Annotated in this window: 16 protein-coding genes; 3 read left to right on the top strand and 13 right to left on the bottom strand. The window is 39.7% G+C overall.

Features of this window, described 5'->3' with window-relative positions:
• Window positions 1-261 precede the first annotated feature (261 nt).
• Genes ACXM1Q_RS06850 through ACXM1Q_RS06830 form a run of 5 tightly spaced genes read right to left on the bottom strand, consistent with a single transcriptional unit; the run spans window position 262 to window position 6,733 of the window.
• On the bottom strand, window positions 262-1,200 hold the full coding sequence (locus tag ACXM1Q_RS06850) for an ATP-binding cassette domain-containing protein (protein WP_458517421.1): 939 nt from the start codon (window positions 1,198-1,200) through the stop codon (window positions 262-264).
• Complete coding sequence (locus ACXM1Q_RS06845; RefSeq protein ID WP_458517422.1) at window positions 1,201-2,277, bottom strand: ABC transporter ATP-binding protein; 1,077 nt, start codon at window positions 2,275-2,277, stop codon at window positions 1,201-1,203.
• 5 nt (window positions 2,278-2,282) lie between these two features.
• Window positions 2,283-3,209, bottom strand: a complete 927-nt coding sequence (gene oppC, locus ACXM1Q_RS06840; RefSeq protein ID WP_458517420.1) for an oligopeptide ABC transporter permease OppC — start codon at window positions 3,207-3,209, stop codon at window positions 2,283-2,285.
• Complete coding sequence (locus ACXM1Q_RS06835; protein WP_458517419.1) at window positions 3,209-4,705, bottom strand: ABC transporter permease; 1,497 nt, start codon at window positions 4,703-4,705, stop codon at window positions 3,209-3,211. The genes oppC and ACXM1Q_RS06835 overlap by 1 nt, the downstream gene beginning before the upstream one ends.
• Before the next feature lie 57 nt (window positions 4,706-4,762).
• Window positions 4,763-6,733, bottom strand: a complete 1,971-nt coding sequence (locus tag ACXM1Q_RS06830) for a peptide ABC transporter substrate-binding protein (RefSeq protein ID WP_458517418.1) — start codon at window positions 6,731-6,733, stop codon at window positions 4,763-4,765.
• A 166-nt stretch (window positions 6,734-6,899) separates the two neighbouring features.
• Here ACXM1Q_RS06830 and ACXM1Q_RS06825 point away from each other — a divergent pair, with 166 nt between their 5' ends.
• The gene (locus tag ACXM1Q_RS06825; RefSeq protein WP_458517417.1) at window positions 6,900-8,147 is read left to right on the top strand and encodes a serine hydrolase; all 1,248 of its coding nucleotides are present in this window, start codon (window positions 6,900-6,902) and stop codon (window positions 8,145-8,147) included.
• Window positions 8,148-8,192: 45 nt separating this feature from the next.
• Here ACXM1Q_RS06825 and sufB read toward each other — a convergent pair whose 3' ends face one another.
• The 8 genes from sufB to ACXM1Q_RS06785 all read right to left on the bottom strand — a co-directional run bounded on the left by sufB (window position 8,193) and on the right by ACXM1Q_RS06785 (window position 16,432).
• The gene (gene sufB, locus ACXM1Q_RS06820) at window positions 8,193-9,608 is read right to left on the bottom strand and encodes a Fe-S cluster assembly protein SufB (RefSeq protein WP_458517416.1); all 1,416 of its coding nucleotides are present in this window, start codon (window positions 9,606-9,608) and stop codon (window positions 8,193-8,195) included.
• Window positions 9,608-10,054, bottom strand: coding sequence for a Fe-S cluster assembly sulfur transfer protein SufU (gene sufU / locus ACXM1Q_RS06815; protein ID WP_458517415.1), 447 nt, complete (start codon window positions 10,052-10,054; stop codon window positions 9,608-9,610). The genes sufB and sufU overlap by 1 nt, the downstream gene beginning before the upstream one ends.
• A complete protein-coding gene (locus ACXM1Q_RS06810; RefSeq protein WP_458517414.1) occupies window positions 10,041-11,273 on the bottom strand; it encodes a cysteine desulfurase in 1,233 nt (410 codons plus the stop codon). The genes sufU and ACXM1Q_RS06810 overlap by 14 nt, the downstream gene beginning before the upstream one ends.
• Window positions 11,274-11,288: 15 nt before the next feature.
• A complete protein-coding gene (gene sufD, locus ACXM1Q_RS06805; protein WP_458517413.1) occupies window positions 11,289-12,551 on the bottom strand; it encodes a Fe-S cluster assembly protein SufD in 1,263 nt (420 codons plus the stop codon).
• 23 nt (window positions 12,552-12,574) lie between these two features.
• Complete coding sequence (gene sufC / locus ACXM1Q_RS06800; RefSeq protein WP_458517412.1) at window positions 12,575-13,345, bottom strand: Fe-S cluster assembly ATPase SufC; 771 nt, start codon at window positions 13,343-13,345, stop codon at window positions 12,575-12,577.
• Window positions 13,346-13,428: 83 nt separating this feature from the next.
• Entirely contained in the window at window positions 13,429-14,583 is a 1,155-nt protein-coding gene (locus tag ACXM1Q_RS06795; protein WP_458517411.1) for a glycosyltransferase family 4 protein, read from the bottom strand.
• Window positions 14,584-14,585: 2 nt separating this feature from the next.
• Entirely contained in the window at window positions 14,586-15,356 is a 771-nt protein-coding gene (locus ACXM1Q_RS06790) for an adaptor protein MecA (RefSeq protein ID WP_458517410.1), read from the bottom strand.
• A gap of 230 nt (window positions 15,357-15,586) precedes the next feature.
• Window positions 15,587-16,432 carry an undecaprenyl-diphosphate phosphatase gene (locus ACXM1Q_RS06785; RefSeq protein WP_458517409.1) on the bottom strand — a complete coding sequence of 282 codons (846 nt, stop codon included), beginning with the start codon at window positions 16,430-16,432 and terminating at the stop codon, window positions 15,587-15,589.
• Between the two features lie 201 nt (window positions 16,433-16,633).
• Here ACXM1Q_RS06785 and ACXM1Q_RS06780 point away from each other — a divergent pair, with 201 nt between their 5' ends.
• Both ACXM1Q_RS06780 and ACXM1Q_RS06775 read left to right on the top strand, forming a co-directional pair.
• Window positions 16,634-18,196: an ABC transporter substrate-binding protein/permease gene (locus tag ACXM1Q_RS06780; RefSeq protein WP_458517408.1), complete on the top strand. Its 1,563-nt coding sequence runs from the start codon at window positions 16,634-16,636 to the stop codon at window positions 18,194-18,196.
• On the top strand, window positions 18,193-18,933 hold the full coding sequence (locus ACXM1Q_RS06775) for an amino acid ABC transporter ATP-binding protein (RefSeq protein WP_458517407.1): 741 nt from the start codon (window positions 18,193-18,195) through the stop codon (window positions 18,931-18,933). Before ACXM1Q_RS06780 ends, ACXM1Q_RS06775 begins: the two co-directional genes overlap by 4 nt.
• Window positions 18,934-19,080 lie beyond the last annotated feature (147 nt).

Below are 19,080 nucleotides of genomic sequence, written 5' to 3'. Positions count from 1 at the left end.
CGTCTTGTTCAGTTTTCAAAGGTCATGCCTCTCACGAGACAACTTAATCATTCTATCAAAACTTCATTTGCTTGTCAACACTTTTTGTTAACTTTTTTGAAGTTTTTTTGAATTCGTTCGTTTCAACCGAACTTTTATCTTTCATCTGTCCCGTTTAAGGAACTCTCCCTTCAGGACTTTATTAGTATACAACACTCTTTTTCACTTGGCAACACTTTTGTTTGATTTTTTAAACTTTATACCAAAAAAGAGCTCTCTTAATTAAGAAAGCTCTTGAGAAATCTGTTTTCGATAAGTATCAAGTTCTTTTTGATTCCCCCATACAAAATGCCCAGCTATAACTTCCTCCATTCTTGGTTTATCTTTCGAATAGTCATGAATAGATGGGTCATAAACTTTTAATACTTTTTTCCTCTCTAATATAGGATCCGGAATTGGAACAGCTGACAATAAAGATTGTGTATAGGGGTGGAGAGGACGACTAAATAATTCCTCAGTTGCTGCCACTTCTACAATGACTCCTTTATAAATAACCGCAATTCGATCTGAGATAAAACGAACAACTGATAAATCATGCGCTATAAAAAGATACGTTAAGCCCAATTCTCGTTGGAATTTTTTTAATAGATTCAGAACTTGTGCTCGAACCGATACATCTAAAGCGGAAATGGGTTCATCAGCAATTACAAAGTCAGGCTGCATCACAAGTGCTCGCGCAATACCAATACGCTGACGCTGACCACCAGAAAACTCATGGGGATATCTTGTTAAATGCTCTGCAAGAAGTCCCACAGATTCTACCATTTCACGAACCTTACGTTGCCTATCTTCTTCATTCTCAAATAAATTGAAGTTATATAACCCTTCGGAAATAATATAATCAACTGTAGCTCGTTCATTTAAACTTGCTGCAGGATCTTGGAAAATCATTTGAATTTTGCGAATTAATTCTTTTTCTTCTTCACTAGTATTTTTACCATTAATTCTCTTGCCATTAAAAAAGATATCACCGGCACTTGTCTCATTTAATCCAATAATGGCACGTCCAATTGTGGTTTTTCCACTACCAGATTCTCCTACTAACGAAAAGGTTTCTCCTCTATTAATGAAAAAATTTGCATTCTGTACGGCTACAAATTTTTTGCTCCCCTCTCCAAAGGAAATTTCTAAATCTTTTACTTCAATTAGCTTTTCAGTCAATTAGTTACCTCCTTCCGTAAAAACAGCAAAAATCATTTTTTCTCGAATCTTCGCATGTAAATTTTGAATAACTTCAGGCTTTTCTACTCGAGGGGCCATTTCATGCAAGAGCCATGTCTTAGCCCAATGGGTTTCGGAAACATGAAATACCGGGGCTTTTTCTTCAAAATCAATCGCCATAGCATAATCTGAACGAAGTGCAAATGAGTCACCTTTGATTTCTGTGTAAAGTGAGGGGGGCGTTCCTGGAATAGAAAACAACTCCCCATCTTCACCAGCTAATTGAGGTAGACTAGAAAGTAAACTCCATGTATACGGATGTCTAGGATCATAGAAAATCTCTTCTACAGTTCCATACTCAACAATTTCTCCTGCATACATAACAGCTACTTTGTCAGCTATACTTGCAACCACTCCTAAATCGTGGGTAATAAAGATAATAGTAAAACCGTATTCTTCCTTTAAGTCTTTCAACAAGTCAATAATTTGTGCCTGAATCGTCACATCTAAAGCTGTAGTTGGCTCATCACAAATCAGTATATCTGGTTTACATGCTAAAGCAATTGCAATAACAATCCGTTGACGCATTCCTCCAGAATATTGGAAGGGATATTCTGAAAAACGTCTTTCCGGATCTGGAATCCCAACTTTATCCATATAATCAATTGCCATTTCCTTGGCTTCTTGTGCATCCTTACCTTGATGTTTTACAATAACCTCAGTAATCTGACTACCAATCGTTTTAATAGGATCCAAGCTAGTCATAGGATCTTGAAAAATAGTCGCAATTTTCTTACCACGAATCTCTGACCATTCTTGGTGAGTTTTCAAAGTGGTTAAATCCTGTCCACGGTATTCAATGGACCCCTGTGCTAGACGTCCATTATCTTCTAACATACCTGTAAAAGTTTTAGTAAGAACTGATTTTCCACTACCAGATTCTCCTACCAAAGCTAATACATCTCCTTCAATTAACTCTAAAGAAACTCCTCGGATTGCAGTCAAGATTCGATCACGAACCTCAAATTCGACAACTACATCCTGAGCTTTTAAAATCACATTTTTTTCTGACATAATCGCTCCTATCTATGAGTTCTAGGATCACTAGCATCTGCCAAATTCTGCCCTACAATATAGAATGATAAGGACACTAAAATTAGAACAGTCAATGGAATCCAAAACAAATAAGCATTAGTTGTCACATTTTGAGAATAAGTCGAAATCAAACGCCCTAAACTAGGTACAGTTGCTGGTAAACCTATACCAAAGAACGACAAGAAGGCTTCATAAGAAATATAGGATGGCAACTGAGCCGCAGCCATCGTTACAATAACCGAGACAAGCTGTGGCAATAGATTTCGAATAATAATTTTACTTGAAGGTGTCCCCAGTGTCCGACTGGCTAAATTATATTCCAAGTCACGATAGCGTAAAATCTGCACCCGAATAGAATAGGCTACACCAATCCAAGAAGTAATAGTCATAGCAAAAATCAAGTTCCAAAAACCAGACCCTAGCGAGTAGGTCAAAACAATCACAATCAGTAATTGTGGAATATTAGAAACAATATTATAAACTTCCAACATCACTCGATCAACTGATTTGGAAACGCCCCAGATGCCACCGACAATTACCCCAATAATCATAGTGATAACAGTTGCAATCACAGCAATTAGAATAGAATTCCGGGCTCCAAACCAAACTGAATCGAATAAGGAATGACCATTGGCATCCGTCCCAAACCAATATTCACTATTCGGAGCTATGTAACGTAAAGCAAAATTATTCACATTAGAGACATCATTTGGATCATAATCTGAAAGCAACGGATAAATAAAACTCATCAAAATAATACTTGCTAGAATAACTAACATAACAATCGTCATACGACGTTTTAAAAATTCCCGAAATACTGACTTCCAATAAGAATAAGCTGGAGCATCAATGGTTTCAGAGGCAAAATCATCACGTTTGACAAATTCAAATTTTGAAGAATCTAACTGTGCCATTATTTACCTCCTTTCGAGGATAGTTTGATGCGTGGATCCAAAATAGTCATAAGTAAATCACCTAGAAGATTGGCCAATATAGAAAGACTTGTAAAAATAAAAGTTAGACCGACAACCATCGTATTATTAGCAGCACGCACAGAATCAATCAACATCTTACCCATACCTGGGAAAGCAAAAACAGACTCCGTCAAAGTAGCACCAATTATTACTAAAATAATCGCACTTGGAATTCCAGCAACAATCGGAACCATTGCATTCTTAAAAATATGCTTCTGCATAATCTCTTTTTCAGATAATCCTTTTGCTCTAGCAAACCGTACATAATCACTAGATTGTTGGTCAATCATATAACGACGAATCCATATTGTTAACCCAGGTGTACTTAATAAACCAAGAATGACAGCAGGTAAAACATAGGAACGCCAATCACTAGCTCCCAGAGTTGGGAAAGAATCTGGGAGACCAATGAATGAACCAAATAATCGAACCAAATAAACCAATGCAATAGTTGGTAAAGCTAAGAAAAAGGTTAGAGCAGCTGTTGACATCGAATCAAGAAGACTATTCTTATAACGAGCTAGTAACGAACCAATTGGAACAGCTAATCCATAAGAAATAATTACTCCTATAATACCAATAATCGCCGAATTCACAATCATAGACGGATCCGAATAGTTACTTTTGGTTGCACTATAACTATCCCCTTCTCCAAAATTCCGAATATCACGCTCATCCATTTTTTCTGGATTTTTATAAGTACGAGTATAAATATTTACAGAAGACATTTTTTTACCAGTTGGAAAAGAAGTTTCTGCTGTTTCCGTCTGCCCCTGACCTTGGGTAATAACATCTAAAACAGGTTGCCCTGAGAATGTTGGATAAGAAATTCCTAGATTTAAAGTTAAAAAGTTTTGATGTATGAAAGGAAAACTAGTATTGAAATACAATAAATACTTATGATTTGTTCCCGAACCAACTACAGACCAACCAATAGCTGGATCATTTTCAATCCAAATACCCCTCTTTAAGTTTGGATTAGTTTGATCTTGAACTTTCCATGGATGATCTAACTGAATCAAGTTTGCATAGAAATCAACTACACGCTCATAGATGGGAACCTGGCGTACAGCAAAAAATTGCTTACTTTCAGGCATCTGTTCTAATGTCCAATCACCACTTAAACCATTGAGATAGTCTTGAAAAATTCGACGATTTTCCTCTGTTCCCTCTACAGTTACAGACTGATCCACTTCAGAGGCTTTTTCCTGTAACTCTTTACTTGAGTAATATTCCTCATACCCCATCTTTTCAAAAATAGTATGTTCGTAATCCATTTTCGAATCTGGCGTTTTAGCAATCTTATTGTATTGTGGATCCTGTTTGAAAATAAGGTTTCTTGGTACCAAAGTATAGACAATGGTATAAATCAAGGTAGTTACCAAAAAAATGGAAACCAATGAGCGTAAAACACGCATCAATAGATATTTTTTCATCACAATTTCCTTTTTATTTCAAAAGAACTTTCCCACGTAGGAGAAAGTCCTTGTAGCTTATTTAATGTGATTTTTTAAATCCTCATCAGCTTTTTTAGCCGACTCTTCACGTTTCTGATTCCATTCCTCTTTTGCCTTATCATACTCTTCCTTAGTCACGATAGAGTCACTAGGCTCAAGATACTTATACATCACACCAAAACTTCCTTTATTTCCAGACCAAGCAAATGGAGCTGAGAATGGTTTAAGACGTGATAGTCCTTCGCCACCACCTTTACTCATAACTGGAACAATCAAAGCACTATCTGTCAACCAAGCTTGTGCAGCCGCATATTTCTCATAACGTACTTTGACATCATTTGTCTCTTTAGCAGCTTCATCCACCAACTTCTCATATTCAGTTAATCCAACAACTTCAGCATTTGCATTATTGGTCCCTGAATCAAATCCCATATAAGTTTTAGTTGATTCCCCATTTGATGGCTTAATAATATCTAGATAAGTAGATGGATCTTGGAAATCTGGTCCCCAACCAACTTTATCACTAATATCCCAATCAATTTGCGAAGCATTTTCTGCAAAATAAGTAATATTATTTAATTCATCAGTTGTCATTTGATGAATATCAACAATAACATTTTCTTTACCTAAGTTTTTTTCGACCGATTGTTTTAAAGATTGGACACGTTGCACTGAACTTGTTGATGTTTGATCAACTGGTAAATCTAAACGAATTGGGAAAGTAACCCCTTCAGACTCTAGAGCTGATTTAGCTTTAGCAAACTCAGCTTTGGCCTTCTCCGGATTATAGAGCCCATTCTGAGCGTCAGATAAATCAACATCTTTCCATTCTTCCTTATCGGATAGTTTAGCAGCTACCATAGAACCAAAGTCTTGTCCGTCCGCAGATACAAAACCTGGTGGAATGAAAAGATTACGAAGAGCTGTATTTGCACTCTCCTCACCAAGAAGTTGTGCAGCATAGGCTTCTCTGTCAAAGGCAAATGTAAGTGCTTGACGGAAATCTTTATTTAATAGAGCTTTCTTGGTTGATTCTTTTTCTGCATCTGATTTCTTAGCAGTATACTTGTAGGACTGGCGATCAATATTCATTCCTAACAAATAAGTTGTAGCATCTTGTGGAGCAGAAGCCACATTTTTAGCATACTTCTCTTTTATTTTTTCATAACCTGGGGCTGTTGGATACAAACCTGTCTTAGAATAAACTCCCTTATCAAATCCACTTGGAAGAGCATCTAGATCTTGTCCATCCCAATGAGTTAATTTTACAGTATCAAAATGCACATTATCCTTATCCCAATAGCCTTCATTTTTAGCCATTTGAATCTCAGATTTAGCCGTCATAGACTTAAGAAGAAACGGCCCATTATAAAGAAGACTACTTGGATCACCTGTCTTGGCAAAATTATCCCCTTGGGATTCCAAAAAGTCTGCATTTACTGGGAAGGTAATTCCATAAGTTAATTTAGAATTCCAATATGATTCCGGTCTATTTAAGGTATATTCCAGTGTATAATCATCAACTGCTTTAATCCCAACTTTTGAAAAGTCTTTATCTTTTCCATCAATGTATTCTTTCAATCCCTTAACAGAATCCTGAATTACATACATCGCTTCAGCATTATTATCAGCAGCATACTTAAGACCTGTCACAAAATCTTTAGCAGTTACATCCGCATACTCTTCACCATCAGAAGTAAACCACTTCACTCCTTCACGTAATTTATACGTATATGTCATACCATCTTTAGAAACAGACCAATCTTCTGCGACGGATGGAATCAAATTACCATATTGGTCATTCTCTAATAACCCATCAATCATGTTAGATGTTAAATCTGATGTTGCTGCTTTACCAGTTGTCAAGTAGTTTAAATTATCTGGATCTGTCGTATAAACATAAGAATATGTTGAGGAATCTCCTCCACTTGAACTTGAGCAAGCTGTAAGTACACCAACAGAAAGTAAACTTACACCCAGTAAAGCAAATAATTTACTCTTTTTCATAACAGGGCTCCTTTTCCTTCAATGTAATGTCCTTATTCTATCACAGTACAATCAAAAAGTAAACGGAATTTTCAGACTATTATGGAGATTTTTTCAATTTAAAATTTTTACTAGGATTTAATAATCTATGATAAAATGAAGGAACTATAGTCCGAAAGAGGAAATTATGAAACGACTTATCCAGCTGGTTCTGGTTACAATCTTACTGCTATCATCAATGATCCCTAAGAGCCTCGTGAAAGCTGCAGATGACTTTCAGGTCTCTGCCAAAAGTGCGTTGGTTTTTGAGCAAAATACCGGGAAAATTCTATTTGAAAAAAATTCTGATGAATTGATTGGTGTAGCTTCGATTTCAAAACTAATCACAGCCTATGTTGTCCTAGATGCCCTTAAAGCAGGGGAGCTCAACATGGACACTAAAGTACCTATTCATGATTATGCTTATCGACTCACCATTGATTCCGCAGCTTCAAATGTTCCAATGGAGGATCGAGAGTATACTGTTGAGGAGCTACTTCACGCAATGTTACTCTCCTCAGCTAATTCAGCTGCCATCGCCCTTGCTGAACAAGTTTCCGGGACAGAGAAAGAGTTTCTCAAGCGAATGGAAAATAAACTTGATAGCTTAGGGATCCACGACTATAAACTCTACAATTCGTCTGGCTTAAATGATAGTGCCCTAAACACCGTCGATAACGGGAAGAATGAAGAAAATATCCTTTCTGCCAATGCTCTCGGAATTATGGTCTACCATCTCCTAAAAGATCATCCAGAAATCACTGAAATTACCGAGAAGAATCAAGCTAAATTTGGGAAAACCACAATCTATTCAACCAACCAACTAATCCCCAATATGCCTCGTTTCCGCAATGGCGTAGATGGACTAAAAACAGGAACTTCTGCTAAATACGGTGAATCAATCATCACCACTACTACTGAGCGAGGCATGCGTATTGTCAGCATTATTCTAAGTGTTGATAATCCTACCCAAGATCCCAATGCACGCTACAATGCAATGATTTCTCTCCTTAATTATGTTACGCGGACTTTTTACGCCAACATCCTTGCCGCCGAAGGGGAGCAATATGAAAATTCAACCGCAGTCATTAAAGATGGAAAACAATCACCTATTCCAGCTGTCGCCAAAACTGATGCCATTATCATCCAACGTGGAGACTACACAGGCGATGTAGAAATCAAATGGGAGACGGATCCCAAAGGTTACCAAGCTCCAATTAAAAAAGGAGATGCTGTGGGGAACTTGACCTATAAAGATCCTGACCTGATAGGTCGAGGATATATCCAAGGAAAAGAACCAAAATTCGCCATGATCAGTAAGGAAGAAGTTGCCAAAAGCAACTTCCTCAAAGTTCTCTGGAACGACTTCGTCCTTTTCGTTAATGAAAAACTATAGCTAAAAAACCAGCAGAAGCTGGTTTTTTTAGTTTATCAAGTAGTCTTAACCGACACTACCTTCCATTTCGTAACTAATCAAACGGTTTAGTTCAACTGCATACTCCATTGGAAGTTCTTTCGTAAATGGTTCCACAAATCCCATGACGATCATTTCCGTTGCCTCACCTTCTGAAAGTCCCCGACTCATGAGGTAATAGAGTTGTTCTTCTGAAATTTTGGAAACCTTAGCTTCGTGTTCCAGAGCCACTTGCGAATTGTGAATTTCATTAAATGGAATCGTATCGGACTTGGATTGATCATCCATGATGATGGTATCACATTCAATGTGGCTGACAGATTTTTTAGAATTACGAGCAAAGGTCACTTGTCCACGATAGTTTACCTCTCCACCACTCTTAGCAATGGACTTCGATACGATAGAAGAGCTCGTATGTGGAGCATTGTGAATCATCTTCGCCCCAGTATCTTGAACCTGACCTTTATTGGCAAAGGCAATAGACAACATTGTCCCACGCGCACCTTCTCCATCTAGAAAGACAGATGGATACTTCATCGTTGTTTTTGCTCCGATATTTCCATCAATCCATTCAACAGTTGCGTTTTTCAAGGCCCGTGCCCGCTTAGTCACCAAGTTATAAACATTATCCGACCAGTTTTGAATCGTCGTATAACGAACGTAGGCACCTTCAAGTGAGAAAATCTCCACAATAGCTGCATGTAAACTATTGCTTGAGTAGGTTGGAGCTGTACATCCTTCTACATAGTGGACACTCGCACCTTCATCTACAATAATCAATGTACGTTCAAATTGACCCGTGTTCTCATTATTAATCCGGAAATAAGTTTGCAAGGGAATATCCACCTTAACACCTTTCGGTACGTAGATAAAAGTTCCCCCAGACCAGACCGCACTATTCAAGGCCGCCAACTTATTATCAGTTGGTGGAACTAGTTTTGCAAAATATTGTTTGAAGAGTTCTGGATACTCTTTCAAAGCCGAATCCGTATCTGTAAAGATAATTCCTAGCTTCTCAAACTCTTCTTTCATATTGTGGTAAACCACCTCAGACTCATATTGAGCCGAAGCACCTGCCAAATACGCACGTTCAGCCTCTGGAATCCCAATCCGCTCAAAGGTTTCCTTGATTTTTTCAGGAACCTCATCCCAAGACCGAACTGGTCTATCTGATGGTTTTTGATAATAAATAATATCATCAAAATTGATCTGAGACATATCCGCACCCCAGGTCTCCAACTCCATCTTCTTAAACGTCTCATAGGACTTAAGACGGAAATCCAACATCCACTGAGGTTCATTTTTTGCTGCGGACAATTCTCGGATAACTTCCTCACTCAACCCTTTTCCAGTCGAGAGAATTGGATCAACATCATCATGAAAACCAAATTTATATTCCCCCAAATCAATTGGCTTGGGTTCTACACGTTCATTTTCAGCCATTATTTTCCTTTCTTTTCATTGAGTTCCATTGCTTTTTTCAAAGCATTCCATGCAAGAGTCGCACATTTAATCCGCTGCGGAAACTTCGCAACACCTGACAAAAAGGCTGCATCACCGAGTTGGTCGGTAGAGGATAAGTCTAGCCCTTGTACTAAATCAGAGAAATCCTGGGCTAGTGCCCCCACCTCCTCTTCCTTTTTCCCAATTACTATATCCGTCATCATAGAGGCAGAAGCTGTCGAAATGCTACAACCAGAGTTGATAAATGAAATATCTGCAATGCGCCCCTCACCATCCACTAACAAAAACAGTTGAATCACATCCCCGCAAGTAGGATTGTTTAATTGAATTGGTTCTATACCAGGCAAGGTTCCCTGATGATGAGGATTTCTGGAATGTTCCGCCACCAGAGTTCGGTAGAGACTATCTAATTTAGAAAGTGCCATTAAAAAACTCCTTTGTTTTTTCCAAAGCCTGAATCAGACGATCACAGTCCTCCTTGGTATTGTACACATAAAGGCTAGCCCGCAACATAGCTCCAACACCTAGATAGGAAAGTAACGGTTGTGCACAATGATGACCCGCACGGACTGCAACTCCTTCATAATCTAGAGCAGTTGCCACATCATGCGGATGTAGACCTGCTAAATTGAAGGAAATCAAACCACTTCTTCCTTTTAAGGAAGCAGGACCATAGATTTCTAGCCCTTCCACAGACTGCAACCCTTGCCAAAGATAGCTCAACAGCTCTTGATCCTGTGCTGCAACTCGCTCCATCCCCAACTGTTCCAAATAATCAATTGCCGCTCCTAAACCAATCGCTTCTGCAATCGGTGGTGTCCCTGCTTCAAATTTCCAAGGTAGCTCTGTCCAAGTAGCTTCTTGTTCAAAGACAAAGTCAATCATTTCACCACCATATTCCACAGGCTCTAACTGTTGTAACAGAGACTCTCTCCCATATAAAACGCCGATACCTGTTGGTCCCATCATCTTATGCCCTGAAAACACCAAGAAATCTACATCTAATTTCTGAACATCCACAGGTAAGTGAGGTACAGACTGAGCACCATCTAGCACCAAGTAGGCTCCTACTTGATGAACCAACTCGGCAATTTCCTCAATCGGATTCTCAATTCCTAATACATTAGAAACATGAGCCAAAGAAACAACTTTTGTAGCTGGGCTCAACTTAGCCTGTAGATCCTCCAAATCCAAACGTCCCTCTTTTAAAAAGACATAGACTAGTCTCGCTCCTGTACGTCGACAGAGTTGTTGCCAAGGAACAATATTGGAATGATGTTCCATAATGGAAATCAGAATCTCATCTCCAGCAGAAAGTTCCGCTTCTAACATTCGGGCTAAATGGTTCAGTCCCGTTGTCGTTCCTCGTGTGAAAATGATTTCTTTTTCCGAAGAAGCTCCAATAAAGGAAGCAACTTTTCTTCGTGAGACTTCAAACGCCTGGGTTGCTAACTCCCCTAGAGTATGCACCCCCCGATGAACATTTGCGTTCATTTCCTGGTAATAGCGGTCCATCACCTCAATCACAGATTTGGGTTTTTGGCTTGTTGCTGCACTGTCCAAATAAACCAAGTCCTCTTCCTGTACCTGCTGGTCAAGAATCGGAAAGTCTTTTTGGATCTGCCGGCCGTCTAATGACTGCATGGCTACTCCTCTTGTTTATCTTTTGCTTAATTTATCCTCAATAACTTGAATCATATCGTCTCGGACTTCTTTAACCGGAATTTCAACAATAACCGCTCCCAAGAAGCCTCGAACGACCAAACGTTCAGCAGTCGCACGATCCAAACCACGGCTCATGAGGTAATACAGATCCTCTGGATCCACTTGTCCAATAGAAGCTGCGTGTCCTGCTGTTACTTCGTTCTCATCAATTAATAGAATAGGATTCGCATCCGAGCGAGCCTGGTCTGACAACATCAACACACGGCTTTCTTGTTGAGCATCTGCTCCCTTAGCTCCACGAATAATATGCCCAATCCCATTGAAGGTCAAGGTTCCTTTTTCCAAGATAACACCGTGCTGGAAGATATTGCCGACTGAGTTCGAGCCGTGGTTCGTAACACGACTGTCAATACCTTGTACTTGCTTACCAGACGATAGGGCAACAACTTTCATGTCTGCATGACTACCGCGTCCTATTAGATCTGTATCAAAGGCTGCAACTACATTTCCTTCATTCATAACCCCTAGTGCCCAGTCAATAGTCGCATCATTACCAATTCGACCACGACGAGTTATGTAGGTTGTCACTTCTTTGCCAAGACGATCAATAGCGGAAAACTTCACTTGAGCACCAGCCTTTGCAATCACTTCAACCGTAATATTCGCTGTTGCTTTTTCTTGTCCATCTCCTAGACTTTCCAATCGTTCCAAGTAAGAAAATTTACTGTTCCGCCCAGCAATCACCAAAATATGTTTATTAAAAGGAACACTAGAATCACTTTCATGATAAAAAATCCCTTCCAAAGGTTGATCAATCTCAACATTATCTGGAACATATAAAACAGCTGCACTATTGAAATAAGCTGTATGGTAAGCTGCTAATTTATCCGTAGCGTAGGCTAGAGCAGACATAAAATGTTTCTCCACCACTTCTGGAATTTCTTCCAAAGCTGTGGCTAAATCGGTGAATACAACTCCTTGCTCTATCAATTCTGGAGACAATTGCTCCAAAACTGTCTGAGTCCCAACTTGAATCAACTTAGGATTACTGCTAAGTTCAGAAAAAGCCGGAACATTACCGCTAGCTTGACTGAGTTCCAAACGTCCATCCCCTAGATTCCAACGGTGAAATTTCACCCGCTCAATCTTCGGTAAATCCAACTCTTGAATACTATCAAAGGCTTTCAAGCGCAATTCCTGAAGCCATGCGGGTTCCGCCTGCGCTTGCGAAAAAGCCTGAATTTGTTCTCTTGTCATTACTTCCTCCTCGGTAAGCGCCCTTATACTTCTTCCTCGTAATCAAATCCGAGTTCTTCGGCAATCTTTGCATAACCTTCTTTTTCCAAACGAGCTGCCAATTCAGGACCACCAGAAAGAACAACTTTTCCTTCCATCATTACATGGACAGCATCTGGCTGAATGTAGTTCAACAAACGTTGGTAATGGGTAATAATCATCGCACCAAAACCTTCCCCGCGCATAGCATTCACACCTTTGGAAACCACCTTAAGGGCATCAATATCCAAACCAGAATCGATTTCATCCAATAGAGCAAAGGTTGGTTCCAACATCAATAGTTGAAGAATCTCATTCCGTTTTTTCTCTCCACCAGAGAAGCCTTCATTCAAATAGCGCTCTGCCATTTCTTCTTTCATATTCAGAAGAGCCATTTTTTCATCTAACTTAGTAATAAAATCACGGACAGAAATTTTCTCATCTTCCTCTTTTCCAGAATTCATAGCTGCACGCATAAATTCTGCATTGGTAATTCCAGGAATTTCGCTTGGGTATTGCATAGCCAAGAACAAGCCCATACGAGCACGCTCATCGACTTCCAATTCCAAAATATTCACACCGTCTAGCAAAACCTCTCCTTGGGTTACTTCATAATTAGGATTTCCCATAATCGCCGCAGATAAGGTTGATTTTCCAGTTCCGTTTGGCCCCATAATTGCCGCAACTTCTCCAGTTTTAAGGGTTAAATTAACCCCCTTCAAAATTTCCTTATCCTCAATGGACACATGGAGGTCTTTAATTTCCAATACTGACATCTTTCTATCCTTTCTTCTAGGTAATACGATTTTAGTATAACAAAAAAAAGCCTAGAAGGCTTTTTGCGTGTTTAGAATTATTCTTATTTACTACGATTTTTCTTTTGACGGACTTCTTCACGATAGGCAGAATTTCCGATAAAACGGAGAGTTTTCAAAAGAGGCGTTCGATCTGGACCCAAAATCCCCAACAATTCCACAAATAATTCAGTTCCAAGAACCAAACTAAAAAGAAGTAACACCCCTCCAATTCTGCCAGATACATTGAGTAAAAGGGATATCATCGAAAAGATAAAGGTAATACCATAAATCACAAGTACCGTTCCTCGATGGGTTAATCCCAAACTTAACAGACGGTGGTGTAAATGATAGCGGTCAGCTTCTGAAATTTTTCTTCCTGCTAGACGACGCCGAATAATCGCCATCAAGGTATCCGTAATCGGAACCCCTAAAATAATCATCGGAGTAATCACCGCCACAGCCGTCGCATTCTTCAAACCTTGCAGAGATAGAACCGAAATCATAAATCCTAAGAAGAGAGCTCCTGTATCCCCCAAAAAGATAATTGCTGGATGGTAATTATAAGGAAAAAATCCACCAATAGCCATAACCAAAAGTAGGATCAACATGGTCAAAAACAGATTATCTTCAGGGAGAAAGAAGTAAGAGACAATCGCCATAGTGACTAATGAAATAATGGAGACACCACTTACTAAACCATCCAAACCATCTAACAGATTTACCGCATTGGTAATAGCTGCAATCCAAATTAAGGTCAATACAAAGGACAACATCGGGCCAAAATGTAAGAAGGGACCTCCAAAGGGAATTTTGAAATTGTCCATCCGAAAGTCCGTCAAAAACCAAATCAAAATAGCAGCAGTTAGAATCCCCACCATCTTTTGGCTCGGTTTCAATTCACAAACATCATCCAATAAACCCGTTAGGATAATAACACCACCTGCCAATAAGACTGGCCACACATAATTAAAATAAGTCTGCCCAAAAGCCGTCACTTTGACAATCCCAGGCATGATTAAAAGATTCACCAAGCTAAAGGACAAAAAGATTGCCAAACCACCAGCAGTTGGCATAGGCTTCTTATTAATCCGCCTTGCATTCGGCTGATCCACAGCTCCAAGCTGAAAGGCCAACAATCGAACTAAGGGTGTCAACAGAATACTTCCCAAAAACGTTGCAATCAGGGCCAAAATAAAGGAAAGGGCAAAGGGTACCATAATCAAATCCTTTGTAACTCTTCAATCGCAGTCCCATATAGAAGAATCGTTCCGTGCTCTTGTAGAACCGGTCTGGTTACCTGCGACTCTTCCGCCATCTCTCGTATCCTAGCCATTAGATACACTGGATACTTCCCTGGCATGTGACTAGTATTCACCAAAACAGTCAAATAATAGTGCCCTTTGTATTTATACAACTCTGATCCGTCATACTCATAATCAATCAGATCTACATAGGCTAAAACATTGTCAAAATCTGAAAATTGTAGGACATAATACAAAAAGTGATTTTTGGCTTTTGTCTCCGTCGTTGCTTCTGACTCTGTAGCATCCACCGCTTCTTCTTGATCCGTCTCAACTTGTTTCCGGAAGGTATCCAGCTCACTTAACAATTTATCCGATTGTGGATCCTGGCTGTATTCCTTTAGGGCCTCTTCCATCGCTTTGATGAATTCTTCCGGTTCCATATCTGGAAAGTCCTCCATTTGAGGCATTTCATCAAAGTCAAAATCTTCAAAATCAATCGCCTGATCGACCTCCGATTTAGTCACAAATACATCTAAGCGGTCTGGTTTTGGTGTTACGCGGAAACTTAGCATCCCTGAATCTAGAAAATGCTGAGGAAGCTCCAATTCATCCAAAATAGTGTAGAAGAAATCCTCGGTTTTTTCCTGAGGCATCAGGAAATCTGCCAATTCCATTCCTCTTTCTTCCAAATCTTTCATACTGATCGAAATTTTAATGGTTCGATCATTTAATTGTTTCATCTTCATTTAATTACCTCATTCTCCAGTATACTTGAATTTCCTTTAGATTTCAAAAAAGGAGGGGGACTGCATTCATTTTTCTAAAAATTCTTTATTAGTCCCACCCTGCACAGTGACCGAGAGGATTTGATGACCTCTAATAGCCGAAAAAAGCATCTCTTGACTACTGTGCCCCTACTTCTGTAATCAACGATAACAAAGACGCTTAAATGAATGAGCAACTGTCTCTTTCCACCTTATGCTAAAAAGGCACGTACCCCCGCATAGATAAGCAGTAATACTCCAAGTACAATCCGGTATTTTCCAAAAATTGTAAAATCGTTCTGCTTAACGTAACCGGTAAGGAAGCGGATCGCATAAAGGCTGACCCCAAAAGCTGTTAGCATCGCCACTCCCAATAGCAGACCTTCAGCCCCTGTTAAAGTATTACCATTCAAGATAAATTTCAACACCTTCACTCCGCTAGCTCCAAACATAACGGGAATTCCCAAGAAAAAGGTAAACTCTGTCACTACTGAACGGCTCGTACCATTCAAAAGACCTCCCACAATGGTAGCCCCTGAACGACTGGTACCAGGAAACAGAGCCAAGACCTGGAATAGTCCAATTTTGAAAGCCGTAGCATAAGGTAACTCCTCGAGTTTCGTAATAGTTGGATGCTTCACGAATTCCTGCCTCTCAATAACCAAGAAGGCAACCCCGTAAATAATCAACATTAGAGCAATCGAGACTGGATTGTAAAAATGAGTTTCAAACCAATCATCTAGGGGAACGCCAATCACCATAGCTGGTAAAATAGCCACTAAAACCTTAGACCACAGAGACCACGTTTGACTAACCTCTTTTTTAGTTTTTCCTAGTTTAAAAGGGTTTAGCTTATCGAAATAGATCACAACAACAGCCAAAATGGCTCCAAGCTGGATAACCACATTGAACATATCCATAAATCCAGCAGACACCCCTTTAAAGCTCACAAACTCCTGAAGTAAGAGTAGATGTCCCGTACTTGAAATCGGTAACCACTCTGTAATTCCCTCTACAATTCCAAATAAAATTGCTTTTAAAATTTCAATCAGCATCATTTGCTTTTATCCTCCATAACAGACATAATTATACCACAGGAAACGAAGGAGCAACAAAAAGATTCTCGAACCAAACCTGCCTATAAAGGTTCGCGGCGTGAAAACACATCAGAATACACTTTAAAACGTTTTCACTAAAAAATTATATTGATTTGTCTACCTTTTTCCATTACAATGAAAGAAATTCAGAAGGAGGTTCCTATGAAAAAGTTAGTAATTACCCTACTCACGGGCTTAGCACTGATGTTGGCTTGGGTTAATCCAGCCTATGCAGATGACTATCTTCGAGTTGGGATGGAAGCAGCCTATGCTCCGTTTAACTGGACACAGGACGACGACAGTAACGGTGCCGTTCAAATTGAAGGCACAAACCAATATGCCAATGGCTATGATGTACAAATCGCTAAAAAAATAGCTGAGAAGCTTGGAAAGAAACCATTAGTCGTTAAAACAACTTGGAATGGATTAATCCCTGCCCTAACCTCTAAGAAAATCGACATCATCGTCGCAGGGATGAGTCCAACTGAAGAACGTCGCAAAGAGATTGCCTTCTCTAACAGCTACTACCGTAGTCAACCGGTTATCGTTGTTCGAAAAGATTCCGACTATGCCAATGCCAAATCACTAGCTGATTTCAAAGGAACCAAACTCACATCACAACAGGGAGTTTACTTATACGACTTGATTGACCAAATCGACGGGGCTTCCAAAGAAACAGCTATGGGCGACTTTGCTCAAATGCGTCAAGCTTTAGAAGCAGGAGTTATTGACGGGTACATCTCTGAACGACCTGAAGCTCTCACAGCTGAAGATGCAAACTCTATCTTTAAGATGGTCAACCTAGATCCTGGCTTCAAAACCAGTGATGAAGAGGTTACAACTGCTGTAGGAATGCGTAAAGACGATGTACGCGTTGATGAAGTAAATGCGGCTATTGCGGAAATTTCATCTGAGCAACAAGTAGCCTTAATGGATGAGATGATCAAAAGCCAGCCACTTGAAAGTGATACCGAGGAAGAAACACCAAACTTCTTCCAACAAATGCTAGGCATTGTTCAAAATAACGGCTCTCAATTCTTACGCGGAGCTGGTATCACCCTTTTGATTTCGATTATTGGTACTGTTGTCGGTACTGGTATTGGACTCTTAATTGGCGTTTATCGAACAGCTCCTCAAGCTAAAACAAAAGCTCTAGCCTTTTTCCAAAAACTCTTTGGTTGGTTCCTCAATGCCTATATTGAAATTTTCCGTGGTACACCGATGATTGTACAATCCATGGTTATCTACTACGGAACTGCCCAAGCCTTTGGAATAGACATTGACCGGACACTTGCAGCCATCTTTATTGTTTCCATCAACACTGGTGCCTACATGAGTGAAATTGTCCGTGGTGGTATCTTTGCCGTTGATAAAGGGCAATTCGAAGCTGCCACTGCTTTGGGAATGAATCATAGTCAAACCATGCGTAAGGTTGTCTTGCCACAGGTTATCCGCAACATCCTTCCTGCTACAGGTAATGAGTTCGTTGTAAACATCAAAGATACATCCGTATTGAACGTAATCTCCGTTGTTGAACTCTACTTTGCTGGAAATACCGTTGCAACTCAAACCTACCAATATTTCCAAACCTTTACCGTAATTGCTATTATCTACTTCGTTCTTACCTTTACCGTAACCCGTATCTTACGTTATGTAGAACGTCGTCTAGATACTGATACATACACTACCGGAGCAAATCAAATGCAAACAGAGGTGGTTAAATGACGCAAACTATTCTTGAAATTAGAAACCTAAAAAAATCTTACGGTCAAAACGAAGTCCTAAAAGACATTTCCTTAACCGTAAACAAGGGAGAAGTAATCTCCATTATCGGAAGCTCAGGAAGTGGAAAATCAACCTTCCTCCGCTCCATTAACTTGCTTGAAACACCAAGTGCAGGGGAAATCTTCTACCACGGAAAAGACGTCTTAGCAGATGAACACGACCTCACAACCTATCGTGAAAAATTGGGAATGGTTTTCCAAAACTTCAATCTCTTTGAGAATCTCAATGTCTTGGAAAATGCCATCGTTGCTCAAACAACCGTTCTCAAACGAGAACGCTCTGAAGCCGAAAAAATCGCTAAGGAAAACCTCAACAAGGTTGGTATGGGAGAGCAGTATTGGTTAGCCAAACCTAAACAACTCTCTGGTGGACAAAAACAACGGGTTGCAATTGCCCGTGCCTTGTCCATGAATCCTGACGCTATTCTCTTTGATGAGCCTACATCAGCCTTGGATCCTGAAATGGTCGGTGAGGTTCTCAAAATCATGAAAGACTTGGCCCAAGAAGGCTTGACCATGATTGTGGTAACACACGAAATGGAATTTGCCCGTGACGTATCCAGTCGAGTCATTTTCATGGATAAAGGCGTGATCGCTGAAGAAGGACGTCCAGAAGATATCTTTACAAATCCAAAAGAAAATCGAACACGTGAATTCCTTCAACGTTATCTTGGTTAAGAAAAAGCTTCCCGATTTTTGGCAATGTCATTAAGTTAAGACCTAGAATTTAAAATAAGACCACATTTGAAAGCTCATAATTCCATCAGACTTTCAAAAGTGGTCTTTTTGTGCATACCAAATAAAGGTTTTTGTGACCTTTTTTAA

It is taken from the genome of Streptococcus sp. 10F2 (assembly GCF_054331515.2).
This window is presented reverse-complemented; position numbering and strand designations above follow the sequence as displayed.